General features: G+C 44.3%; 14 protein-coding genes. 10 read left to right on the forward strand and 4 right to left on the reverse strand.

The features are described from left to right. The first annotated feature begins 325 nt into the window (after positions 1-325). Positions 326-1,237, forward strand: a complete 912-nt coding sequence (locus L876_RS0120000) for a LysR family transcriptional regulator (RefSeq protein WP_028765424.1) — start codon at positions 326-328, stop codon at positions 1,235-1,237. 49 nt (positions 1,238-1,286) lie between these two features. On the opposite strand, the gene focA is transcribed toward L876_RS0120000, so the two are convergent. Then, positions 1,287-2,762, reverse strand: a complete 1,476-nt coding sequence (gene focA / locus L876_RS0120005) for a formate transporter FocA (RefSeq protein ID WP_028765425.1) — start codon at positions 2,760-2,762, stop codon at positions 1,287-1,289. 933 nt (positions 2,763-3,695) lie between these two features. Here focA and L876_RS0120010 point away from each other — a divergent pair. The 3 genes from L876_RS0120010 (at position 3,696) to pflA (ending at position 8,909) form a co-directional block, all read left to right on the forward strand. Continuing rightward, on the forward strand, positions 3,696-5,228 hold the full coding sequence (locus L876_RS0120010; protein WP_028765426.1) for a DUF3360 family protein: 1,533 nt from the start codon (positions 3,696-3,698) through the stop codon (positions 5,226-5,228). A gap of 555 nt (positions 5,229-5,783) precedes the next feature. After that, positions 5,784-8,066 carry a formate C-acetyltransferase gene (gene pflB, locus L876_RS0120015; RefSeq protein WP_028765427.1) on the forward strand — a complete coding sequence of 761 codons (2,283 nt, stop codon included), beginning with the start codon at positions 5,784-5,786 and terminating at the stop codon, positions 8,064-8,066. 102 nt (positions 8,067-8,168) lie between these two features. Then, complete coding sequence (gene pflA / locus L876_RS0120020) at positions 8,169-8,909, forward strand: pyruvate formate lyase 1-activating protein (protein WP_028765428.1); 741 nt, start codon at positions 8,169-8,171, stop codon at positions 8,907-8,909. A 3-nt stretch (positions 8,910-8,912) separates the two neighbouring features. Here the strand turns inward: pflA and yfbV are convergent, their stop codons facing one another. After that, the gene (yfbV, locus tag L876_RS0120025; protein WP_028765429.1) at positions 8,913-9,356 is read right to left on the reverse strand and encodes a terminus macrodomain insulation protein YfbV; all 444 of its coding nucleotides are present in this window, start codon (positions 9,354-9,356) and stop codon (positions 8,913-8,915) included. Between the two features lie 197 nt (positions 9,357-9,553). Here yfbV and ackA point away from each other — a divergent pair, with 197 nt between their 5' ends. The 4 genes from ackA (at position 9,554) to L876_RS0120055 (ending at position 14,610) form a co-directional block, all read left to right on the forward strand. Beyond that, entirely contained in the window at positions 9,554-10,750 is a 1,197-nt protein-coding gene (ackA, locus tag L876_RS0120030; RefSeq protein ID WP_028765430.1) for an acetate kinase, read from the forward strand. 96 nt (positions 10,751-10,846) lie between these two features. After that, complete coding sequence (gene pta / locus L876_RS0120035) at positions 10,847-12,985, forward strand: phosphate acetyltransferase (protein ID WP_028765431.1); 2,139 nt, start codon at positions 10,847-10,849, stop codon at positions 12,983-12,985. 353 nt (positions 12,986-13,338) lie between these two features. Further along, positions 13,339-13,770 (forward strand): nuclear transport factor 2 family protein, encoded by a 432-nt coding sequence (locus L876_RS0120040; RefSeq protein WP_028765432.1) that lies wholly within the window; start codon positions 13,339-13,341, stop codon positions 13,768-13,770. A gap of 615 nt (positions 13,771-14,385) precedes the next feature. Then, positions 14,386-14,610 (forward strand): hypothetical protein, encoded by a 225-nt coding sequence (locus tag L876_RS0120055; RefSeq protein WP_028765433.1) that lies wholly within the window; start codon positions 14,386-14,388, stop codon positions 14,608-14,610. A 94-nt stretch (positions 14,611-14,704) separates the two neighbouring features. On the opposite strand, the gene L876_RS0120060 is transcribed toward L876_RS0120055, so the two are convergent. Both L876_RS0120060 and L876_RS0120065 read right to left on the reverse strand, forming a co-directional pair. After that, positions 14,705-15,628, reverse strand: a complete 924-nt coding sequence (locus tag L876_RS0120060) for a class I SAM-dependent methyltransferase (RefSeq protein ID WP_028765434.1) — start codon at positions 15,626-15,628, stop codon at positions 14,705-14,707. 26 nt (positions 15,629-15,654) lie between these two features. After that, positions 15,655-16,734, reverse strand: coding sequence for an AI-2E family transporter (locus L876_RS0120065; RefSeq protein WP_028765435.1), 1,080 nt, complete (start codon positions 16,732-16,734; stop codon positions 15,655-15,657). Between the two features lie 75 nt (positions 16,735-16,809). Here L876_RS0120065 and folX point away from each other — a divergent pair, with 75 nt between their 5' ends. Continuing rightward, positions 16,810-17,175 carry a dihydroneopterin triphosphate 2'-epimerase gene (folX, locus tag L876_RS0120070; protein ID WP_028765436.1) on the forward strand — a complete coding sequence of 122 codons (366 nt, stop codon included), beginning with the start codon at positions 16,810-16,812 and terminating at the stop codon, positions 17,173-17,175. An 83-nt stretch (positions 17,176-17,258) separates the two neighbouring features. Then, entirely contained in the window at positions 17,259-18,179 is a 921-nt protein-coding gene (locus L876_RS0120075; RefSeq protein ID WP_028765437.1) for a TIGR01777 family oxidoreductase, read from the forward strand. Positions 18,180-18,245 lie beyond the last annotated feature (66 nt).

Genomic DNA, 18,245 nt, shown 5'->3' on the forward strand with positions numbered 1-18,245 from the left:
AGTCAGCAAAGAGGATGATTGAACCACCATCACACCACAAAAATGGCAATAATAGTCACCATTATTTAACTAAGGTTCTTATATAAACCATCAGCAAGCTTCACCGTTCTTCAACATGGAAAATCGCCTAGCTCCCAACATCAATGTAAATCTGCGCCAGCGCACACTAGCATAAAAATGGTGAAGCCCCTCTAGCTTCAACTATTTAAATCAAACAGTTACTTGTAGCTTTGGCCTACAGCTCATAGAATCATCTTTAATCAATCATCAATAATATTGATAGTTTTAATTTGAATCTGTTTCAGATAGGAACCCTACACATCACATGAAATATTCACTTAAGCAAATTATCGTTTTTGACGCGGTAGCCAGCTTAGAAAGTGTTAGCGCTGCAGCCAGAAAGTTATCGATGACCCAATCTGCGGTCAGTATGTCTCTAGGACAACTGGAAAACCTGCTTGGCCGCCCGCTCTTTATCCGTCAAGGGAATCGCCTCACGTTAAGTCATTGGGGAAATTGGCTGAGACCAAAAGCAAGGCGCCTACTTCAGGATGCGCAACAGATCGAACTAGGGCTTCATGAACAGCATCTTATCAGTGGCAGATTTAGGGTGTGTTCTAGCCAAACAGCTGCAGAACACCTACTGCCAGCGCTTATCAGTAAAATCGATACTGACTTTCCCGAATTACGCATAGAGGTCACAGTAGAGAATACCGAAAACGTGATCGAGGGCCTACTTAACTATGAGTATGACTTTGGTATCATCGAAGGTAGAAATGATGATAGTCGACTTTATCAAGAACAGTGGATAGACGACCACTTAGTGATTATTGCCTCTCCTCATCATCCTTATGCACGTTACGATACAACTAGCCTATCTCAGTTGGAGCAGGCCAAATGGGTGTTGCGAGAACAAGGTGCTGGTACGCGACGCATCTTTGAAGGGGCAATACATGGCGTGATTGAAAAACTCAATGTCTGGAAAGAGTATGAACATGTCTCTTTGCTTAAAGCACTGGTTAAAAATGGGGTCTACCTCAGCAGCCTGCCCTACTTAGATGTTGAAAAAGAGGTGGCTTCGGGCGAGCTGGTAATACTGGAAACACCGCAGCTCAATATGCAGCGTCACCCCTCATTTGTTTGGCGTAATGATTCGGGTGAAAACCCATTAAGAGATTGCTTTATTACCGAAGCGCGCCGATTGAGCAAACATCGGCAACTACACAAGCAAAATTGATCAATAAAAATGGGGCTAATAGCCCCATTTTTATTTGCTTGTATTGTGATTAACTATAAACCTGTGACACTTTTAAGGCTATCATCTCTCTGGTAATCACCCCCACAAGCTTACCCTGTTCAACCACTGGAAAGCTGCTTGGCTTATTGGCATGCGCAAGTCTTAAACGCTCTTCGTAACTAGCGAAAGTTGTCCCCATCAATATGCCCGTGTCACTCACAGGGAACAGTTTCTCTCTGTCTACGACCATTAACTCAATAAGCTGCGCCACTGAATCATTCAAAGAAACCGTCATCACCCTTGTTTGCATTAAATCCGCCACCTTGTAACTAATGCCACGCACGTACTCCTCAGACCAAAGACTACGCAGCAAGTCTTGTTGTGACACATAACCCACCAGTTGTTGTCGACTATCAACCACCGCCGCGCCGCGCTGCTCAGCATTAGACAAACACTTAAGTCCTTCATAAACTGATAAATCAGGTGTTAAGGTAAAAGGTGTGGTATCCATCAGCTCGCTGACGGTAAGTTTTTGAATTGATTTTGGCATTGAAGTATCTCCAGCAAGATTGATGTGATGTTTAGGATTCGATATTGGTAAGCATTGTGCTAAAGGAATAGGCGCCAATTGCAGCGCAGTTTGATGTTTGGGTTGTTGTTCTATCATCCAATAGCCTAAACCGACAAATAGGCCACCGCCGACGATGTTCCCAAGCGTCACAGGAATAAGGTTATTAATAATGAAATGGTAAAAGGTGAGATCCGCAAACTGACTCTGGGCAACGCCCAGCTGTGCAAAATAGTCAGCAGAACCAAAGTTGGCGATGATGATCCCCAGTGGCACCATAAATAGGTTGGCAATGCTGTGCTCAAAACCGCTACTAACAAACATCGCCACGGGTAGCATCAGTAAAATGGCCTTAGTCAACGCATCTTTGCTAGCAAAGGTCATCCAAACCCCGAGGCAAACCAACATGTTGCACAATATCCCTAGGGAAAAGGCTTGCCCCCATCCATGGTGTAACTTGTGTTGGGCGATGTGCAAGGCATTTAGCCCCCACAGCCCGCCATCTAACTCATACATACGTGCACTAAAGATAAGCAGTAACATTAGTAAGGCACCGAGCAGGTTACCCAAGTAAACACGTAACCAGCAAACAAGCAGCGAACGTGTGCTTACCAGCTTTTGAGCCCATGCCACGCTGCTTAGTACTGTACTGGTAAAAAGCTCACCGCCGCAGATAACGACCAACATTAAGCCTAGGCTAAATGCTAGCCCCCCCGCTAGACGCACCAAGCCCCAAGGCCCCTCGCCTGCACCCGTTGTTACCGTAATATAAAAAACAAATGCAAGCGCAATGAATGCCCCAGCAAAAGTTGCTAAACCAAAGGATTGCCAAGGGGATTTAGTGATCTTCAATTGCCCATATTGCTCAGCCTGGCTAAACAAACTTTGCTGACGTAACGCTGTTCCCCCCTTTTGTACGACATGACGATGGGGTAGATTAATCCCTGACAATGCCATGAATGGCTCTCCTTCCTGTGATGATTGCGTCGATTAATGCGTTAGTTGGCATACCTATCTCCTAATATGAAGCTCGCTAAAGTTATTGGCTTAATTGCCTTGGCTCTCAAAACATTAACGACAAAAAGTCACAAATAAAATTGGGTAATAGTGATAGGAGCCATCAATATATTTGATAAGGAAAGGGTTTTGCTATCAACATGTAAAATAAAATTGTTTTATTAAATATCAGTAAGTTAGTAACCTTTTCAAACGAGTGCTATAGATATTTAGTTGGTGTCCTATAGTCGCGTTAGCAACTTTGACTAAAAGGGAGATGGGTAATAAACAGCAGGCTTACCACTATGCGCTGCGCTATAAATTTACTTGATATGCTGCAAGAGAGCGTCAATAACACTGCAGGTTTAATTGTTTAGCTATAAACTTAATTTGCATTAAGCGGATGCTAAACATGACCGACAACACACTTTGGCGAGATTACGTGACACAGCCACCCTGATAAATGTGAGTACGTTGCATCAGTTCATAAAAACAGTGCCACAAGCCTCTTGGCTCGCAAAATAGCGATTAAAGGAGAGCTAGTGACAAACGCAATATATATGCCTAATGTAAATTTAATTTGAAGATTGGCTCACAAGTTGTTAACTAGATCTCAATTTGCTGAATCCTCCCCTTCAAGAATATTGATACTTAATGCCACACCCTGCTCGCTGTGTTAATATTTATGAGGTAAATTGGTCTGACCAATTTTAACAAGTGTTAGGGACACAACTGCTCAAGCCGAATAGGGACCTTATCTAATCGGACTGCGCAGATAAGTAGACTAAATCGCATCAACCAAACACGGTTAAGGCTTAGTTTAACTTCAAGGAATTAATTGCAGTCATCATCATGTAGATGAGTCACTATGTTCTTCTCGGAGAATGAGAAATTATGTCAGAAACAGTCAAACACGAAGAAACGGAAGCCTCTGGGCAGTCTTATCAAGAGCTTCATCGTCCCGCCTCAGAGTTTAATACTCGAGAAGAATATTTAGATCATGAACTTAAGATCATGAAGCCTAGGCGCTGGGGACTGAACTTGCCAGGTAGAGATTTTCGCTTTGAATGGGAAGACCTAGTTCCTGCTATCGCAGGTACCATAGGTATTACCGTGATGTATTCAGCAGTGATGGCGGCATGGGCTTCTGGCCTAACAGAACGCTGGGACCACATTAACTTAGGGGCTGAATTTGCCATCCAAGTGGTACGGGTTGAGATGCTTATTCCTGCGCTACTTTTCTGTATTATCAGCTCTGGATTTATCAACCCTCGAGCCAACTTGGGTGGTAACCACGGACCTATGATTCCGCTGATCGGTGCCATCGCACTGGCAGGGGCACATCCGTTAGCATTAGCAATTTTGTTGGGGGTTTTTGGTCTTATCTTAAGCTACTTTAAGGGGGGCTCGCGACTGGTTAACCTCACCTCCAGTGGGGTTGCAGGGGGCTTACTGGTGTTCTTAGGCTTTATGGGCGCTAAGAGCCAAATCACGTCTCTGTTTGATTGGTCTGCGAGTTTACAGGACAAACATTCACTTGATTACAGTCTTGGGTACGTTGCCTTTTTCATCCTGCTCGCAAACGTTGTACTCTATGCGTTCTTGGCGAAAATCGGTAAGCGCTGGTTAGCGATTCCACTGTGTTCTATTTCGGCAATTGTCTTAGCGTTTGCACTTGGTGCGGGACTTGACCTTCAGTTTGTCACCGAGCCTGGCATCCCAAATCTTAACCCTATGTATTGGTGGGGATCGACCGAATATGGTTGGCAGCTTGGCCTACCTAACTTCGAACACTTCGTTGCCTCGTTACCATTTGCTATCTTGGCTGTGGCCATGTGGTCACCAGACTTTTTAGGGCATCGTATTTTTCAAGAGCTAAACTATCCAAAAGGTTCTGAAAAAGTATTGATGGATGTCGATGACACCATGACCACCTGTTCGCTACGTCAAATTGTCGGTACAGCGGTTGGTGGGGGTAACATCACCTCATCATGGGGAACCTACATGATCCCAGCGGCCATCGCTAAACGCCCAATTCCTGCAGGTGCCATCCTTTTAGGCGCACTATGTATTATTGTTGCTATCGTTGGTTACCCTATGGATGTGACCGTATGGCGTCCGGTAATGTCTATCGCGCTGCTTGTTGGTGTTTTCTTGCCATTACTTGAAGCGGGTATGCAGATGGTTAAAGACACCCAAAGCAGCCAAGCAGCTGGTATCTGTATCTTCGCATCGTTTGTGGCTAACCCTGTATTAGCGTGGGCATTAACCATGTTCTTAGATAACAATGGTCTTATAGGTGATAAAGAGCGTGCTAAAAACCTTAGCGTTGCCGATCGCCTCGTGATCCCCGGCCTTGCTTTTGTTATCTGCCTGGCTGCCATGTTAGCCGTTGGCATGATCCAGGGCATACCACCACTGCTTTAATCGCTTCCCCAGTAGGAAGAGAGCTGCGGCTCTCTTCTTGCCTTTCTCTTCTATACTTATTATCAATTTTATTTATATCACTAAGGCGTGCCAACTTCGCCTCGTAATGAACGCCAACTGTCGTCCGGTGATGATTATCCTTATCACTCTCATTAGCGGCGGTATCGCCAATTGAATTTGCTAAATAACTGACATCAAGTTGAGATGCAAATAGAAAATGACGCCTAAAATGATACCTTGATAACAGTTTTGGCAATATGTCGTGTAAAAGCGACCTGATTCGGATGCAGGCTATAAGCAGATATGGTAATATCTTTACGGTAAATTGGTCTTACCAATTTGTTGGTCGGGAAAACTGAGATAGATTTAGCTTATCGACTAACAAAATTTGAATTTCATCGACACGTTAACGCGGTTCGATAACCCGTTCCCATCATCAGGGCTATACAGTGAGGGGAGCTTTACGACTTAGCTATTGGTGTATCGCTATCATCGCTTGTATCAAGCCAACTAGATACCCAATAACCTTTATCTCAAACAGAAGGTATTAGTACGATGACCGAAAAAACTGAACTGTTCACCAAAGCGTGGGAAGGTTTTACTCCTGGTGATTGGAAGTCTGAAGTGAATGTACGTGACTTCATTCAGGCAAACTACACGCCATATGAAGGCGATGAATCATTCCTTGCAGGCGCAACTGAAGCGACTGACACTTTATGGGATAAAGTGATGGAAGGGATCAAACAGGAAAACCGCACCCATGCGCCTGTTGATTTTGACACTGACAAAGTTTCTACCATTACCTCTCATGCTGCCGGCTACATCAATCAAGATTTAGAAACGATTGTTGGTCTACAAACTGATGCCCCACTTAAGCGCGCTATGCTGCCTAACGGTGGTATCCGCATGGTTGAAGGTTCTTGTGCCGCTTATGGTCGTGAGCTAGATGCCGACATCAAGTACGTTTATTCTGAGCTACGTAAAACACACAACCAAGGTGTTTTCGATATCTATACCCCAGAAATCATGCGTTGCCGTAAATCAGGTGTCTTAACCGGTTTGCCAGATGCCTATGGCCGTGGTCGTATCATCGGTGATTACCGTCGTATCGCGCTGTACGGTATCGACTACCTGATGCAAGATAAATTTGCTCAATTTGGTTCACTGCAAGCAAAATTCGAAGCGGGTGAAGATTTAAGCTACACCATGCAACTTCGTGAAGAGATTGCTGAGCAGCACAAAGCGCTGGGTCAAATGAAGCAGATGGCTGCAAGCTATGGCTTTGACATCTCAGGTCCAGCTACCAATGCTAAAGAAGCCATTCAATGGACTTACTTCGGTTACTTAGCCGCAGTCAAGAGCCAAAATGGCGCAGCAATGTCTCTAGGGCGTACCTCTAGCTTCCTTGACGTTTATATCGAACGTGATATCAAAGCAGGTGTACTAACAGAGCAGCAAGCACAAGAGATGGTTGACCATTTCGTCATGAAGCTACGTATGGTGCGTTTCCTGCGTACACCTGAATACGATGAGCTGTTCTCTGGCGACCCAATCTGGGCAACTGAATCTATCGCAGGTATGGGCCTTGACGGTCGTACATTAGTAACCAAGTCTAGCTTCCGTTTCTTGCACACTCTGTACAACATGGGCCCAAGCCCAGAGCCAAACATCACCGTACTTTGGTCTGATAAGCTACCTATCGGCTTTAAAAAGTACTGCGCTAAAGTGTCAATTGACACTAGCTCAATCCAGTACGAAAACGATGACCTAATGCGTCCTGACTTCGAGTCTGACGATTATGCTATCGCCTGTTGTGTAAGCCCAATGGTTGTTGGTAAGCACATGCAATTCTTCGGCGCCCGTGCCAACCTTGCTAAAACCATGCTTTACGCCATCAACGGTGGTATGGACGAAAAACTTAAGACCCAAATCGGTCCTAAGTTCGCACCAATCACTGACGAAGTGCTTAACTACGATGACGTTATGGGTCGTTTAGACACCATGATGGATTGGTTAGCCACACAATATGTGTCTGCGCTAAATGCTATCCACTTCATGCATGACAAGTACTCTTATGAAGCAGCTCTTATGGCACTTCATGACAGAGATGTACGTCGTACTATGGCGTGCGGTATCGCTGGTCTTTCTATCGCTGCCGATTCATTGTCTGCAATCAAGTTTGCAAAAGTAAAACCTATCCGTGACGAGCATGGCATCGCTGTCGATTTCGACATTGAAGGTGACTACCCTAAATTTGGTAATAACGATGCACGCGTTGATGATTTAGCCACAGAGCTAGTAGAACGTTTCATGGCTAAGATTCGTGACATGAAAATGTACCGTGATGCGATTCCAACTCAGTCAATTCTCACCATCACCTCTAACGTGGTTTATGGTAAGAAGACAGGCACAACACCTGATGGTCGCCCAGCTGGCGCACCGTTTGCCCCTGGTGCAAACCCAATGCATGGTCGTGATGAAAAAGGTGCTGTAGCATCGCTGACATCTGTTGCTAAACTTCCATTTGCTCATGCTCAAGATGGTATCTCTTATACCTTCTCTATCGTGCCCAATGCACTGGGTAAAGATGATGATGGACGCCGTGCAAACCTTGCAGCCTTGATGGATGGCTATTTCGCACACAACGATTCACGCGAAGGTGGTCAACACCTTAACGTGAACGTGATGAACCGCGAAATGTTGGAAGATGCAATTGTAAACCCTGATAAGTACCCACAATTAACGATCCGTGTTTCTGGTTATGCTGTGCGTTTTAACGCCCTGACACCAGAGCAACAGCAGGACGTTATTACACGTACTTTCACTCAAGGGATGTAAATCTCCATATTCCCACGCTGAAACGGTAGATTTTTGGTGAATTTAAGCTAGGCTGTGCTCTAATTTAGTACAGCCTACTTTAATGAAGTAAACGGAGTCACAATGGCAGTAAAAGGTCGGATTCATTCACTTGAGTCCTTTGGTACAGTCGATGGTCCAGGCATCAGGTTTATCGCCTTTATGCAAGGCTGTCTAATGCGCTGCCAATATTGCCATAACCGTGATACGTGGGATCTTCACGAAGGTCGTGAAGTCGAGGTCGATGAGCTAATGGAACAGATCATTAGCTATCGCCCTTTTTTGGAGTCTAGCGGTGGTGGCGTAACCGCCAGTGGTGGTGAAGCTATTCTTCAAGCAGAGTTTGTCAGCGAACTATTTAAAGCCTGCAAAACCCAAGGTATTCATACCTGCTTAGACACTAACGGATTCGTTAGAAAATACACACCTGTTATCGATGAACTGCTCGAGAATACCGACTTGGTACTACTTGATATCAAGCATATCGATGATGACAAACATATAGAATTAACCAAAGTCAGTAATCATCGCACACTGCAATTTGCACAGTATCTGCAACAAAAACAACAAAAAACTTGGATACGCTATGTTGTAGTTGGAGGATTTACCGACGATATCGACTCAGCCAAAAAGCTCGCTGAGTTTATTAAGCCTATGAGCAATGTGGAAAAGGTTGAATTACTACCTTACCACGAACTGGGTAAGCATAAATGGGAAGCGATGGGAGAAGAGTACGAGCTTAGTAACATCTCCCCGCCAAGCAGAGCAACCATGGACCAAATAAAACAGATCTTTTTAGAGGCGGGGATTAATGCCGTTTATTAGCGGCTAAAGCTCTTCCCAATAGCTAGTGTCGAGACGTTCAAAGGCGACTTTTAATATGATGGCCATATCTCGATAGCAAGCATTAGCCCCCAAGGGGGCACAAGCGACACCCATACCTTGCAGTTTGTTGGATAGCGCATTACACCAATCAAACAGGGTTAACGGCAAAGGGTGCTGCGCTCGCCAGCCGAGCCAAAGTAAGCCTTGAATAGGCAAACTGAGAAAAAATAGTGCGATAGTGATCGCTTGGGGAAGGAACGCCCAGCCATAAAGATACACTTGGCTAGCCCCAGCAAACAGCGCCAAAACAGGCATTAACTTAATGGCCAGCATGGTTGCCCGCACGACACGATATTCTGGAAAGTAAAAACTAAGTTGTTTGACCATAGGCCAAGTCTTCATATAACGACGACCCTCACCTAAGGTTTTTAACACTTTAATGGTCAATGATGACACCTAACTTTTGAAACACTGACTTTAACATAGCACAAGCACAGCAAGAGCCCCAAGCACTCTGCGTGCACAGAAGACAGTTTTCAACGCCTTTATTCGGGCACATAACGTGGTTTTCAACTTAACTGGTTGAGGCCATTTTAATTTCGGTGAACGCAACAGATTCACTAACTTTGCAAAAGGTTTTAAACATGTCAAACAAACTGGTATTAGTACTAAACTGCGGCAGCTCTTCGTTGAAGTTTGCTATTATTGATGCCTTAACAGGTGACGACCAGATCTCGGGCTTAGCCGAGTGCTTTGGTCTTGAAGACTCTCGCATAAAATGGAAAGTTGATGGTAAAAAGTTTGATGCAAAATTAGGCGCTTTTACCGCTCACCGTGAAGCCGTTGAGTTCATCGTCACCAAGATTCTTGGTGAGCACCCACAGATTGCCGAACAGATCCAAGCAATTGGACATCGTGTTGTTCACGGTGGTGAGAAGTTTACCCACTCTGTGATCATCGACGATAGTGTTATCCATGGTATCGAAGAAAGTGCAATATTTGCGCCGCTACACAACCCAGCTCACCTAATCGGTATTCGTGCAGCTCAAGCCTCTTTCCCTAATTTGCCACAGGTTGCTGTGTTTGATACCGCATTTCATCAAAGTATGCCTGAACATGCCTATATCTATGCCCTACCTTACAAGCTATATCGTGAGCATGGTATTCGTCGTTATGGTGCACATGGTACCAGCCACCTGTTTGTCAGCCGTGAAGCAGCTAAAGCCCTTGGTAAAGAGTTAGACGACACCAACGTCATCTGCGCTCACTTAGGCAATGGCGCCTCTGTCACCGCTATTAAAGGTGGCAAGAGTGTAGATACTTCAATGGGACTAACGCCATTGGAAGGACTCGTCATGGGCACTCGTTGTGGCGATATGGATCCTTCTATTGTTTACCATCTTATTCATAAGCTTGGCTACACTGCTGATGAAGTTAACAACTTGATGAATAAACAAAGTGGTCTGTTGGGGATTTCTGAGTTGACCAACGATTGCCGTGGTATCGAAGAGGGTTATGAAAATGGCCACAAAGGTGCAACCCTTGCACTAGAGATTTTCTGCTACCGTCTTGCTAAATATATCGCATCATACACTGTTCCACTTGGCCGATTGGACGCCTTAGTCTTTACTGGCGGCATCGGCGAAAACTCAGATTTGATCCGAGAAAAAGTGCTTAACCTGTTGAGCATCTTTAACTTCGAAGTGGATAAAGAGCGTAACACAGCAGCGCGTTTTGGTAACCAAGGTCAAATCACCACAGACAATGGTCCTATTGCCATGGTTATCCCAACGAACGAAGAGTGGGTGATTGCTGAAGATGCTGTATCACTGCTGAAATAGTCATCATTGTATTTTGTCATGTGGGCTAAAGCCCACATGACCCATTGCATTTATTTTTCTAGCCTTTAGGCAAAGAGAAACCACATTGAGGTATTTATGTCTCGCAATATCATGCTTATTCCTAACGGTACTGGAGTTGGCTTAACGTCCATCAGCCTTGGTATGGTTCGTGCGTTAGAGCGCCATGGAGTAAAGGTTCGCTTTTTTAAACCGATTGCCCAGCAACGTCCTACTGATACAGGTCCAGAGCGTTCAACGACCATCTTAAGTAAGTCGCCAACGGTTAATCCGCTTGAACCATTCGATATGGAACATGCTGAGAAACTTATCCGTACCGATCAGACCGATGTATTAATGGAGCAGATCATTGCTCGCGCAACTGAATGTGCCGATCCGTCCGAGACATTGATTGTTGAAGGTTTAGTACAGACGCGTAACCACCCTTTCTCGGACGACATCAACTATCAGATTGCTAAAGCGCTCGATGCCGATATCATCTTTGTTGCCGCACCAGGAAATGAAACCCCCACTGCGCTGATGAATCGCCTTGAAATTGCCCATAACGCATGGGGCGGTAGTAAAAACAAACGTCTTATCGGCGCTATCATCAATAAAATTGGTGCGCCTGTCGATGATGAAGGCCGTGCTCGCCCAGATTTGTCAGAAGTGTTTGACCATCAAGATATTCAGCGTCCCGATGCAGCAAGCATGTTCCAGCTTCCAGGTAAGAGCAAATTACGAATTTTAGGCAGTGTACCTTATAACCTAGATCTCGTGGCACCACGTGCCTCCGATTTAGCCAAGCACTTAAGTGCTCGTATCATCAATGCAGGTGAGATGCACACACGTCGTCTACGTAAAGTCACCTTCTGTGCTCGTAGTATTCCTAATATGGTTACCCACATTAAGACAGACTCATTGTTAGTCACATCGGGCGACCGCTCTGATGTTATTGTGTCAGCGTGTCTGGCTGCAATGAACGGTGTTAAAGTTGGCGCGTTATTGCTAACAGGTAGCTATGAGCCAGAACCAGAGATCATGGCCCTTTGTGACCAAGCTTTCGAAACTGGCCTCCCCGTATTTTTAATTGACACCAACACGTGGCAAACATCACTTAACATACAGCGCTTCGATCACGAAGTGCCTGTCGATGATGCGGTACGTATTGAAGAAGTCCAAGAGTACGTCGCCAGCCATATCGACCAAAATTGGGTTGAAACCATTACGATGAACTCGCCACGCGAGCATAGACTATCACCACCAGCCTTTCGTTATAAGCTTACCGAACTTGCACGCGCTGCGAGCAAGACGGTGGTATTGCCTGAAGGTGATGAACCAAGAACAATTGAAGCGGCCGCTATCTGCGCTGAACGTGGCATTGCCCGTTGTGTACTTATCGGTAACCGTGAAGAGATTGAGCGTATCGCAAGTCAACAAGGCGTCATATTAGGTGATGGGGTTGAAATCATTGAACCTGAAACGGCTCGAGAGCGCTACGTTGCACCTATGCTTGAGCTTCGTCGTCATAAAGGTTTAACTGAAGTTGTTGCCCGTGAACAACTTGAGGATAACATGGTACTGGGTACTATGATGCTGGCTCAAGGTGAAGTGGATGGTATTGTCTCTGGCGCGGTAAACACCACAGCCAATACAATTCGTCCACCACTGCAGTTGATTAAAACTGCACCAGGCTCAAGCTTAGTCTCCTCAATCTTCTTTATGTTGATGCCGGATCAAGTGCTTGTGTATGGTGATTGTGCCATCAACCCTGATCCTAATGCTGAGCAATTGGCCGATATCGCAATCCAATCAGCCGAAAGCGCGATTGCATTTGGTATCGACCCGCGTGTTGCCATGATCAGCTACTCTACTGGCAGTTCAGGTACTGGTTCTGACGTCGATAAAGTACGTGAAGCGACCCGTATTGCAAAAGAAAAGCGTCCTGATCTGATCATTGATGGTCCGTTACAATACGATGCGGCCGTAATGCCAAATGTGGCGCAATCTAAAGCGCCAAACAGCCCTGTAGCAGGACAAGCAACAGTATTTGTATTCCCAGACTTAAATACGGGTAACACGACTTACAAAGCGGTTCAGCGAAGTGCTGACTTAATCAGCATAGGTCCAATGCTTCAAGGTATGCGCAAGCCGGTTAACGATCTATCTCGTGGTGCATTGGTCGACGATATCGTCTATACCATCGCGCTAACAGCGATTCAGGCGTCTCAGAATTAAGATTGTTGCGGTAACAAAAAGGCCTGTCATCTGACAGGCCTTTTTTTTGAAAAATGAGCTGTAAAACTTAATTTTAAGCTGCTGTATGAGTGAAAATAGTCCAACAACACACAATGCGTCAAAATTTAACCAAATTAATTTATCATTTAAGTTCAATAACTTAAAAGTTATGCATCTACTCTTCAACATAGTTGTCCACAGATTCTGTGGATAAGAGTAAAAAAAGCTTCATTTAGATATGCCCGACTCTATCCCTGTAGTCAACAAATAAATGATTGCCCACACTAAAAACCTCACTTGCCAAGCAAAACCATAATCGCGATACTAAAACCAAAGTCTTGATGCCGAATTATATGAAAAAACTAATTTTTATTGTCACACTATTACTACTTGGTTGTAGCCAAGACTCTGAAACAATGAGCGGAGCACAAACTCCTGAGCAGGTCTCTCTAGGGTTTTTCAAGGCAATCTATGTCGATAGAGACGTAGAGCAAGCCAAACAATATGTCGATGAGCCGATGCAAAAGGTACTGTCTCATTACTACATCGCCTCGGCAGTACAACGCCATGTACTCAATCTATCCATGACTAATGTCACCATGGAGATTGAAGAGATAGATATCGATTTTTTCCGTAAGTTTACAGATGACGTGACAGTGATCGTAAAAATGCAGGGCGTAAGAGGTAGTGAGAACTGGGTTGATGATCGAACCATTCGATTACATAAAGTAAAAAAACAATGGGTTATCGTCGAGATACTCCCTGAAAAAGGCAATTTAAATTAATAATACCACTGGAATGTTTAGCCCATACACTGCGCTTTATAGGTTATAGCCTTGAGTCTTTAGCATTAATCAAATAAAAAAGAGCAACCTAAGTTGCTCTTTTTTTATCTGACGCGAGTGTTCTGCTAAACATATAGCGACACTAACCTATGGGTGTTTGGATACTTAACTAATCCAAAAACGCTTCTTCGTCTTTCTCTAACGGTAAAGACTCCATTACTTCATCTTGTACTTGGTAATATGCGCTTTCGTATTCACGAGCTTCCATAACAACTCCAGATATTAAGTAGGGTACAGGCATGCTATTTTTACTGCATTTTGCCTGGGGTTAGGTATTTGCCTATCTGCAAACTCCATGGCAAGAATAATAACATCAAAAAAGCTGGAGTTACAGAAAACTTTCAGTTTGGGCAGCCAAAAAGCTGTAAAACCGACTCAAACACTAAAAAGCCTCAAAAATATGAATCTCAAGATGAAAGACTTTCACTTTTTAACCTCCAATAACGCTAAAAAACAGATCTGTTAAAACAAATAGGTCTAGGGAAAAGCTAAGAAGCTGCTATCAATTAATAGATAACAGTAAAAATGTTTGCTGGATAGGATGAGGGGCAGTCAATGAATGCACTAGTTGAGTTTGAAGCAAATAAACTTGCAGATCTATTTTCCCAAGGGGACATCTTATCCATTCATATGTTCATGGATACCATGTCGATCTCTTTTGATGTACAAGACGTTCTCTTTACACGGATATCGGCGCTGCGACAGCCAGATCCCATCAAAATCGCGCAGATTATTGAATCTTATGGGGCGTCCTTAATTCATGAGCAGATGAGATATTAGAGTTAATTTAACGAATCGAAACACCTAACGGCTATGTCACACATAAAAATGATCATAGCCTATTAAGTTATTTATCAGTATCTTAGCAGAAACGCTAGATAAGCGATGACAGTTTATGCCGATACAGTAGAACTTTCAGTGCTTTATTCGGGTCGACATCGGCAAATACAGTAGGGTTATCAATTTGTTCAATAAATTCAAGTTGAGGGCTTTGCTGTGATACTTGCTCTTTTAAGAAATCAATGTCTAACTCGGGCGCATTCAAACAAAGTAACAAGTCCCCTTGTTGCGCAAGTAAACTTGGCAGACGCTTGAGTAAGCGGGCATAGTCTTTCGTCGCAACAAAACTACCTCTCTGGTTGCTCGGTGGATCGGCGACAATGAGATCATAAGGCCCCATTTTTGTCAGCTTACCCCAAGACTTAAAAATATCATGACCTAAAAAGCGTGCTCCATGGTTGAAGTCATTGAGTAAATGGTTCTGCTTACCGATAGATAAAGCGCCTTTACTCATGTCGATATTAACCACCTGATCGGCACCACCTTGCAACGCCATCACCGAAAATCCACAGGTGTAGGCAAATAAGTTCAAAACATTACGCTGCTGGCTGTGCTGTTTTACCCATTGACGACCCGCTTGCATATCGAGAAACAAGCCATGGTTTTGACCGCGCAATAGATGAATTTGAAATAGCGCGCCGTTTTCTGTCACGACATGAGGTTCTGGCACCTCCCCTTGCAATAGCGTCGTCTCAGTTTGCCCACCACAGCGATGTTGAAACACTAAATTAAGTGGCTCACTAGGGTTCAGCTCATTCCAATGCTCACCAATGGCCGACGTTAGTTGCGCCACTTCCTCTTGCGAAGTGGCTTTAAAACTCGTCAATAATAATACTGGAGGAAACCAATCCAAACAGAGATGTTCTGAACCGGCATACATGCCACCACGGCCGTGAAAAACCCGTTGAGCTTCTTCGCCAAGGGTGACATTGTGTAGCGCTTGTAAAAATAATTGCATTAAATTCGTTAACCTATCGAAATATTCTACTTATCGGTGTTGTCTTCAACAACGTCTGTGGTATCAAGGTTTACCTCATCCACTTTGTCACTGAGTAAAATGGCTAACCATCCACCATTTTTACTCGACTCAAGAGCGATTTTAACAATCATAGTAAGGGGCACTGATAGCAACATGCCCACGGAGCCCAATAGCCATCCCCAAAAGATCAATGATAGGAACACCACTAAGGTCGATAATCCAAGCCCTCTGCCCATATACTTAGGCTCAATAACATTGCCCATCACCATATTAGTACTCAGATAAAGCAGCCCTACTCCGCCTGCGGCAGCAGGACCGATCTGAATAAACGCTAATAATACAGCTGGAATCGCAGCAATAATGGAACCAATGTTAGGGATATAATTAAATAGAAACGCAACAACCCCCCATAGCAGCGCATAGTCGACTCCTATAATGGCGAGCACCACACCGACAATAATACCTGTACCTAGGCTCACTAACGTCTTAATCACCATATATTGGTTGACTGAATGCAGAAACTTATCAATCTGCTTCAAACGCATATCAGGGTCATCAAGGGCAAAATGCAGTTTCTTAGGCAAGATTGTTGCTTCCGATAGCATAAATACCACAGTCAAAATGATCAGAAACAGGTTAGCCATGACTCCACCAACGCTAGATAACATATTGGTTGTCATTGACAAGGCGACACCTGGGTCGAAATAGGCCAAAATCTGCTCTCTTGACAAAGAGATGTTAAACGCCTCCAGTTTGGTGAGTATCCAAGCAAATTGCTCTACCAATTGATCGCGATATTGTGGCAATTGACGAGAGAATTCATTAATCGAACTGCCAACTAACTGCGCCAACCACAATCCCATCAATACGATAAATATCATCATGAGTACCACGGCTAAACCACGTGGCACGCGCATCCGCGTCATCCAATTGATAACGGGATTACAGATCACGGCAACAAACGCAGATAATACGAATGGCACCACAATTGGACTAGCAGCCTTAATGCCCGCCAAAATGACCACTATAAAGGCCATGATGGCAAATCCTTTAAACGCCATACCTTGATTGTCAAATCGAGTCATAAAAAATAAAGTCCTTCTGAATTACTCATAAAATTGATAGGCTTAAAATATCTAACAATTAATACACTACCGCTTATGAAACCTGAAATCGCCATAATTAGAGTTAAAAACCTGCGCCTACGCACCTACATTGGCATCAAAGATGACGAGATAAACAATAAGCAAGATGTCACCATTAACGCTGAAATTCATTATTGCGCCGTGAAGGCGCGCAACAGTGACAACATGGACGATGCATTAAATTATCGCACGATTACTAAAAAAATCATCGCTTTGGTTGAAAACAATCGTTTCTCTTTGTTAGAACACCTCACCGATCAGGTCCTCAATATCGCGAGCGAGCATGACTGGGTTGATTTTGCTAAAGTTGAAATCGACAAACCCCATGCATTGCGATTTGCCGATTCGGTATCACTGCAGCTATGTTACGCCAAACAATAACTATTATTCCTACCACTAAAAGTTGATCCTAACTCCGCTTATTGGTGTATATTTTTGATATCCCCCGAAAAAGCGGAGTATCAATGAAAATTCTCATCACTGGTGGCACAGGTTTTATCGGCAAGCAATTAGTTCAGGTATTAAGTGCAGACAACGAACTGACCTTACTCACCCGTTCCGCTGGTAAAGCTCATCTCGAACTGGGTAATCATCATAGGTTTTTAGGTAACTTGGGTGCACTCACTTCACTCGATGGGTTTGATGTCGTCATTAATCTCGCTGGTGAGCCTATCGCTGATAAAAGGTGGAGCCTAGAGCAGAAGCAGAAGATCTGTGACAGTCGCTGGGATATCACCGCACGGTTAACCGATCTATTTCATGCCAGTGAGAATCCACCGCATCTCTTTATCAGTGGCTCCGCCATTGGAATTTATGGCGATCATGCCCAGAGTGAGCCTGTGGATGAATCATTTAATTTAGCCCATTTTGACAATACTGATGCTAACGAAATGTTCCCCCATAGCGTCTGTAGCCGCTGGGAAGAGCTAGCTCTGGCTGCGACAGATAAAACTCGTGTCTGTATCATCCGCATAGGCCTCGTCTTAGGCTGCGAAGGCGGTGCATTAAAGAAGATGTTACTGCCTTTTAAACTCGGCGGCGGAGGGATTATTGGCAGCGGTGAGCAGGGAATGAGTTGGATACATCAGCAAGACTTAATTGGCATGATTATCCATCTCATGACACATCCAGAATGTCAGGGGATTTACAACGGTACAGCCCCTGCGCCAGTTAGCAATAAGCAATTTACTCAATCATTGGGCCAAGCATTGCATCGCCCCACATTTCTGCCTATGCCCGCTTCTGTGCTTAATATCGCCTTGGGTGAGATGTCGCAACTACTAACACAGGGGCAATATGTGTACCCCAAGCGAATATTGGCATCAGGCTTTGAGTTTAGCTATCCAACGTTAGATGAAGCCCTAGCAGGGCTGTTGCAGCGATAACACGCTATTGGGCATGCCCTCAACTCAGTACATTTAAAAACTAGAAATCGATAAAAGCAGCTGCTA

Source organism: Shewanella colwelliana ATCC 39565 (assembly GCF_000518705.1).
GTDB lineage: Bacteria > Pseudomonadota > Gammaproteobacteria > Enterobacterales > Shewanellaceae > Shewanella > Shewanella colwelliana.